The following is a 6,190-nucleotide window of genomic DNA, read 5'->3' as shown; positions in this document are numbered from 1 at the left end:
GCCTCGTGAGGCGGATCATCCTCGACCTGTTCGCCGGCCCCGGCGGCTGGAGCCACGCCCTCACCGTCCCCGGGGCCTGGGACATCGGCCTGGAGTGGGACAGCTGGGCCTGCAAAACCCGGGCTCGAGTCGTTCAGTTGACGATCCAGACCGATGTCGCCCGCTACACCGTATGGATCTTCTCCGGTCGGATTCCCGGGCTGACCGCCTCCCCGCCGTGCCAGGCGTGGTCGATGGCGGGCAAGCGTCCTGGCCTGGTCGACCAGCCGCTCGACCGCCAGGCAGTCTCCGATCTCGCCGCCGGCCGTGAGGAGGTCCACCGGTGTACTACGCCGAGCAGGCCCTGCTCGGCGCCCTCCTGTCCGAACCGCAGCGCCGCTGGTTCGGCAAGGTGCTCCGGATGGTTCCCGAGGGGCTCCGCCGTATCACTGAGCCTATAGCAGGGGTTATGGCAGTGTGGGCCTGACCAGGTGGAAGACCTCCCGGGCAGCGTAGCGTTTGAGGCATCGGACGATTTCGCGACGGGTCTTGCGTTCGTAGTAGTCCCGGGTGCATGGATCGACGCGCAGGCGAGTCTGCACGATCCGGTGCAGGGCGGCGTTGGCCTGACGGTCGCCGCCACGGTTGAGGCGACGGTACTGGCGACTGCCCGAGGAACACTCGACGGGGCTGGCCCCGCACAGCGCGGCGAAGGACGCCTCACTGCCCAGGCGTTCTGGGTTGTCCCCCACGGTGATCAGCAAAGTGACGGCCGTGTCGGGACCGATACCCACCACCATGAGCAGCTGCGGAGCGTGGCGTTCCACGAGCCGGGCCAGGCGGCCGTCCAAGTCCTGGATCTGTTCCGTGAGCTGTCCGATTCGCTGGGCCAGCAGACGCAGTGTGATGCGGGTGGCCTGCAGCACCGCCTCCTCACCGTCCTCGTCGCCGTCGTCGGCGAGCCCTGCACAGGTACGGAAAAGATCTGCATTGTTCAGCCCGGCCAGTTCTTCCCGCAGGTTCGGGTCGGCACTGACGAGGACGGCCTTGAGCTGGTTGATCGCCTGGGTGCGGGCCTTTACTGCCGAGCCCTTGGCAAGTTTGTACATCCGGGCGATCTGCACCGGTCCATCGTCTGACTTGGCCTGGGCGCGCGCCCGCCCGCTCAGCACCGCCCGGGCCGCGTTCTGGGCGTCGAGCGGGTCCGACTTGCCGCGCCGGCGGCGGTCGGTCCGGTCGGGCCGGTTCACGTCGAACACGTCCACGCCCTGGGTCAGCAGGTAGCGGGACAGGGCCGCCCCGAAGGAGCCGGTCCCCTCCACTCCGGCCCGCCGCACCGTGCCCAGCCCCCTGGACCTTCCGACCCGATGGCGCATCGCGTAGCCGGCACCGGACCGCGCGGACGGTCAGAACCGTGACGACGCCTGGTCGGCAAGCCCCTATCGAGACACACCCGGCCAGCCCGGTACCAGCAACGCACCATCCTCGGCCAGCGGTCGACACAGCGTGAGCAAGACACCCCGGCCAGAGATCTCAAGAGTCAGACCCCGCCGCAGGACAGCACCCGCCAATTCTTCCCACGCTCAAAGCCCCCCGGCCCAGAGCCGCAGAACATGAATCCCACCTCATGGAACACCCTGAATCCGGCTCTGGCTGACTACAACGGATCGCCAAGGTCGACATCATGGTCAGCCCCCAGGACTCACCAACGGCGCCGGCGAATGGCGGGGCCCAGTGTGAACGTGTCCGCTCGCTGTGCGACGCGAGGATGGCACCTCGTACGCCTGCGGGGCGCGCTTGCCGCGCCTGTGTGATCCCCGCGTACCCGGAAGTAGCTGATATCGACCCGGCACCTGCCCGCCGCAGGACCCGGCAGAGCACTGCTCAAGGCACCTAGCGCTGGGTTGTCGAGCGGACGTTGCCTGGCTGCATGACTTCCGGCGCCTGCGGATCCGGGGATTCCCCTTCCTCCCGACTGCTCCCGGACCGCGTCGGCCGGTCCGGGAGCAGCGGTCGTTCTTCCCCGGCGCTTCGCGGTTTGCCGCACGCGACGGACGTATCAGCGTGACGCCGCCTGCGGTCGAGGATGTACGGGAACCGACTCGGTCACGTGGACCCGGTGCTCGTAGGAGCGTGCGACGACGTCCTGCGGTCCCCGTCCGGCGGGTCGGCAGGTCCGGGCAGCCCGCTGGCACCGGCTCCTGGGACCGGGCGTCCGAGGCCCGACTCGGTGCTCTCGCCGAGGAAGCCGCCCGACTGGTGCTGCCACAGCTTGGCGTAGGCACCGCTCGCCGCGAGCAGCTCCTCGTGGGTGCCCTGCTCGACGACGCTTCCGCGGTCGAGGACGACGAGACGGTCCATGCCGGCGACGGTGCTCAGACGGTGGGCGACCACGAGGGCCGTACGCCCGTCCATCAACCGCCACAGGGCGTCCTGGACGAGGAGCTCGCTCTCCGAGTCCAGCGCGCTGGTCGCCTCGTCGAGCAGCAGAATCGGGGCGTCGCGCAGGATGGCCCTGGCGAGGGCGACGCGCTGGCGCTGGCCGCCCGAGAGTTTCACTCCCCGCTCCCCCACCAGAGTGCCGAAGCCGTCGGGGAGTTGGTCGGCGAACTCCGTGACGTGCGCGGCCGCGGCCGCCGCGTGGATCTCCTCGTCGGTGGCGCCTGGCCGGGCGAAGGCGATGTTGTCCCGCAGGCTGCGGTGGAACATGGCGGGTTCCTGCGGGACGTAGGCGATCAGTGAGCGCAGGTCGGTCTGACGCAGCCGGCTGATGTCCTGACCACCGATCAGGATGCGTCCGTCGTCGATGTCCGACATCCGCAGCAGGAGCCGGGTGAGTGTGGTCTTGCCGCCGCCGGACCTGCCGACCAGACCGATCCGTGCGCCTGCGGGCACGTCCAGGTCGAGTCCCTGGAAAATCGGCTTCGCACCCGCGTGAGCGAAGGTCACCGCCTCGAAGCGGATGCCGGTGTCCCGTGGTACGAGCGGTTCGGGTTCCCTCGGGTCGAGCACGGTGGGCGGATCCAGCAGCAGCTCGGTGAACTGCGCGGCCTCGGTCATCGAGCTTTCCAGACGCCGGTAGATCTGGTTGAACTCGAACATGATCTGGGTCGCGTTGGAGTAGTAGGTGAAAGCGACGACGACCTCCTCCACTCCCTGGCCCGGGCCACCGAAGGCGATGGCGACCAACAGGCCCAGCACGTTGGTCAGCACGGACAGGGGGGCGATCAGGGTGTCGACGCGCAGATTGCCGTAGTCCCACGACCTCAGCGTCAGGCGCCGGGAGTCCGCGACACGGCTGCGGTGTTCGTCGGCCTCCCGCCGCTCGGCCGCGAACGCCCGGATGGTCTCCATGTTCATGAGACTGTCGGCGACGTGGCCGGAGACCCGGGCGATCGCCGCCTCACGGTCGTTGACGAGCCTCTGCCGGCGGCGGATCAGAGGTGTCGCGGCCACCACGGTCAGCGCGATCATCACAAGAAGGCCGGCGACGAGCATCGGTTCGTAGCTCCACAGCACCACGGCACCGAACATCAGGGGGACGAGACTGCCCACGATCCGGTACGTCACCGTGTCGACGAAGTCCTCGAAGCGCTTGCCGAAGCTCAGCACCCGTTTGGTCAGGGAGCCGGCGAAGTTGTCGTGGAAGAATGCCGCGTCCTTGGCGAGGAGTTCGTCCATGCCGCTCACGTACAGGTGTTCCATGCCGAGGGCGTCCACGCGGTTCAGGCAGTGCTGCCCGACCCGCCACACGGCCTCGGCGAGCAGCAGCGTCACGCCGAAGCCCAGCACGTACGGCAGCGCCGAGCTGAGGGTGAGACCGCCGTCGTCGGCGGCCTGTCCTGCCAGTTTGGCGATCAGCAGGGGGGCGACGTAGCGGATGCCGATGTTGCCCACGGCCGGCAGCAGCAGCGCGGGCAGGGCCAGCCGTCGTAGTCGCAGCAGTTCCCGGCCGTAGCGGCGCAGTGCCAGAACGACCGCGCTCCTGCCCGGCGTCGGCCCTCGCGTGTCTGTTGTCCCCATCACACTCCCGGACGTTCGGAAGTCGGAAGTGTCCCGTCGGGGGAGGTCCTCAGTCCAGGCATTTACCGCGGACTGGCGAGAACCGGACACTGCTGCGTTCAGCGTACGCAGCGAACGTATCCAGTGGTGAGCTTGCGGTAGTTGGTGCAGCCGTCGTCGTAGTTCAGGGCCCAGCGCACGGCGGGCTCGGGGTCGGAGGCACCGGCCGTCCAGTACCAGGCGTCCTTCTGGGTCGCCGGGAAGGCGGCGGGGTCGACGGCGGGGGCCACTCGGCTCTCGTCGACCGTGGTGGCGAGTTCTTTGTTCGGAAAGCGGATGGCGTCTCAGACATGCAGGGTGGGCCGGTAGATGAGCTCTCGGATGTGGCCGTCGAGCGTCCGGCGCTCGATCAGCTTGAGGTCGAAGTCGGCCGCACCCTGGAAGATCGGGTCCAGCCCGGTCTGACCGGTGATCACAGGGAAGAGCGTCACCTGGACGCGGTCGACCAGACCGGCGGCCATCAGCGCCCGGTTCATCGACAGGCTGCCGTGCGAGCGCAACGGCACCTCGGACTCGTCCTTGAGCCGAGCGACGACGTCAACGGCGTCACCGCTCACGACGTTCGCATCGGGCCAGTCGAGGGATCCCTCCAGTGTGGTCGACACCACCGTTGCCGGCAGGCTCCTCATCCGTGTGACCCATGGGTCACGCACCTCGGACCCCTCGGTACTCGAGGCCAGCATCCGCGCGAACGCCCGATACGTCTTGGCCCCGAAGACCATCCGCTGCTCCTCGCGGTACAGGGCTAGGGCCTGTCCGGCGGATCAGGTCGGAGGGAAGCGGCGGTGCCTTGTCGGCGCAGGTGAGCGGGGTCTGGTGCGTCGAGCTGCAAGGCGGAGGAGGGCGTCGACGCGATGGGGGTCCCCCCTGTTCGAGCGAAGCCGAGAACTTGGGGGAGTCGGCAACCGACGACAACGCCGCAGATCGGCGTGCCAGACCCCGCGTCTCCGGCATGATCCGCCGGACAGGCCCTAGGCGGTGGTCGAGGAGCTCGGGGCCTTGCTTGCCCCAGTAGCCGGTCCAGTTGCCACTGGCGGCGCCGAAGCCGTCGAGGCTCCAGAGCGGGGCCGGGAGCTGCTGTCCACGCCGAGGGGCGGGCAGGCGGGTGAGGCACCGAGGCCGACGGCCGGGCTCGACCCGAGCGACCTGGCGTGGCTCGCGGAGCCGGACCCGGGCAACAATCGCACGTCCTACCGGTTCGTCCTGGTGGAGGGGGTGGAGCCGGAGGAGTTGCCCGGACGTCTCGTGGAGGGGGACGGCACCGTGCTGAACGAACCATGACCTTCCGGGAGGCGCGCCGCAGGTCGCCGCACAGCCAGCGGGAGTTCCCACCAGATTGCCGCAGCCGGCGGCACAGGGCTGGAGGCGGGTGCCACATGCGAAGCACAGGGGCAGGTCATCGGCGGCGGGCTGGGCGGTGGCGGGGGCGTCCGGGACCGCGGCGTCGTCGCCGCACGCGGGGCAGGGGACGTAGAACGTCTCGCCGCTCAGTGCCCACCGCCTAGTGACGTCGCCCGAACCCGAGAGCGCGCGCTGTCGCCACTGCTCGTAGAAGTCGTCAGCCGCCGTTCGACGGGTACGGGGTCGGCACCCGGGCTGCCGAAGAGACCGCCCATCGCTCCGCAGTCGGCCGGTGCGCTCTGGCCGACTCCACGCGGGTCGAAGCCGATGATGTCGTACGCGCGGCGCACACTCTCGGGGAGTTTGGCGCGCTTGGTCACCGCGTAGGGCAGGCCCGAACCGCCCGGACCTCCCGGATTCACCAGCAGGAGCCGCGCCGCTCGGCAGGCGTGCCGGAGGCGGGTACGCGCGAGACCGCCACCTCGATGCGCGGTCCCCGGGGGCGGTTCCAGTCGAGTGGGACGCTGATCCGCCCGCACTCGACGTGGTCCGGGGCCGCGGGCCTCGGCACGGAGTCGGGGGCAGGCGTCGAAGTGGAGGGCCTGTGTTTCGGGGGCGGTGGCCTGCGCGGGGATGGCGGGCAATGGGGCCGCCGCGGCGGCGAGGGCGCACAGCAGGGCGCTGGGACGAGGCAAGGGGTTGTCTCCCGACGGCTTCGGTAAGGGGCTGGTAAATGAAAATGATTATCGCTAGCGTGTGCGGTGCGCAAAGCCCGGTCCCTCCCATCCGAGGGTTCTCCGGGCTGTCC

General features: G+C 69.6%; 4 protein-coding genes and 3 pseudogenes. 2 read left to right on the top strand and 5 right to left on the bottom strand.

Features of this window, described 5'->3' with window-relative positions:
- Window positions 1–14 precede the first annotated feature (14 nt).
- Window positions 15–311 (top strand): annotated as a pseudogene (locus ACX28W_RS39890) (DNA cytosine methyltransferase); the annotation flags it as partial.
- Between the two features lie 135 nt (window positions 312–446).
- Here ACX28W_RS39890 and ACX28W_RS39885 read toward each other — a convergent pair.
- The 4 genes and pseudogenes from ACX28W_RS39885 to ACX28W_RS39870 form a co-directional block, all read right to left on the bottom strand.
- Window positions 447–1,373 (bottom strand): annotated as a pseudogene (locus ACX28W_RS39885) (IS110 family transposase); the annotation flags it as partial.
- Window positions 1,374–2,085: 712 nt separating this feature from the next.
- Window positions 2,086–4,002: an ABC transporter ATP-binding protein gene (locus ACX28W_RS39880; protein ID WP_459005025.1), complete on the bottom strand. Its 1,917-nt coding sequence runs from the start codon at window positions 4,000–4,002 to the stop codon at window positions 2,086–2,088.
- 98 nt (window positions 4,003–4,100) lie between these two features.
- On the bottom strand, window positions 4,101–4,319 hold the full coding sequence (locus ACX28W_RS39875; RefSeq protein WP_459005026.1) for an Lcl C-terminal domain-containing protein: 219 nt from the start codon (window positions 4,317–4,319) through the stop codon (window positions 4,101–4,103).
- Between the two features lie 6 nt (window positions 4,320–4,325).
- A pseudogene (locus tag ACX28W_RS39870) lies at window positions 4,326–4,790 on the bottom strand (dihydrofolate reductase family protein); the annotation flags it as partial.
- A 250-nt stretch (window positions 4,791–5,040) separates the two neighbouring features.
- On the opposite strand from ACX28W_RS39870, the gene ACX28W_RS39865 reads away from it, so the two are divergent.
- Window positions 5,041–5,322 carry a hypothetical protein gene (locus ACX28W_RS39865; protein ID WP_459005027.1) on the top strand — a complete coding sequence of 94 codons (282 nt, stop codon included), beginning with the start codon at window positions 5,041–5,043 and terminating at the stop codon, window positions 5,320–5,322.
- Between the two features lie 206 nt (window positions 5,323–5,528).
- Here the strand turns inward: ACX28W_RS39865 and ACX28W_RS39860 are convergent, their stop codons facing one another.
- Complete coding sequence (locus ACX28W_RS39860) at window positions 5,529–6,077, bottom strand: hypothetical protein (protein WP_459005024.1); 549 nt, start codon at window positions 6,075–6,077, stop codon at window positions 5,529–5,531.
- Window positions 6,078–6,190 lie beyond the last annotated feature (113 nt).

The sequence above is a fragment of the Streptomyces sp. SD15 genome, assembly GCF_054462255.1.
Note: the sequence above shows the minus strand (reverse complement) of the source record. Positions and strands in the feature narration are given on the sequence as shown.

Excerpts from the sequence above, each read along its gene's own strand:
- ACX28W_RS39880 (WP_459005025.1), bottom strand. The coding sequence starts at position 4,002 with ATGGGGACAACAGACACGCGAGGGCCGACGCCGGGCAGGAGCGCGGTC.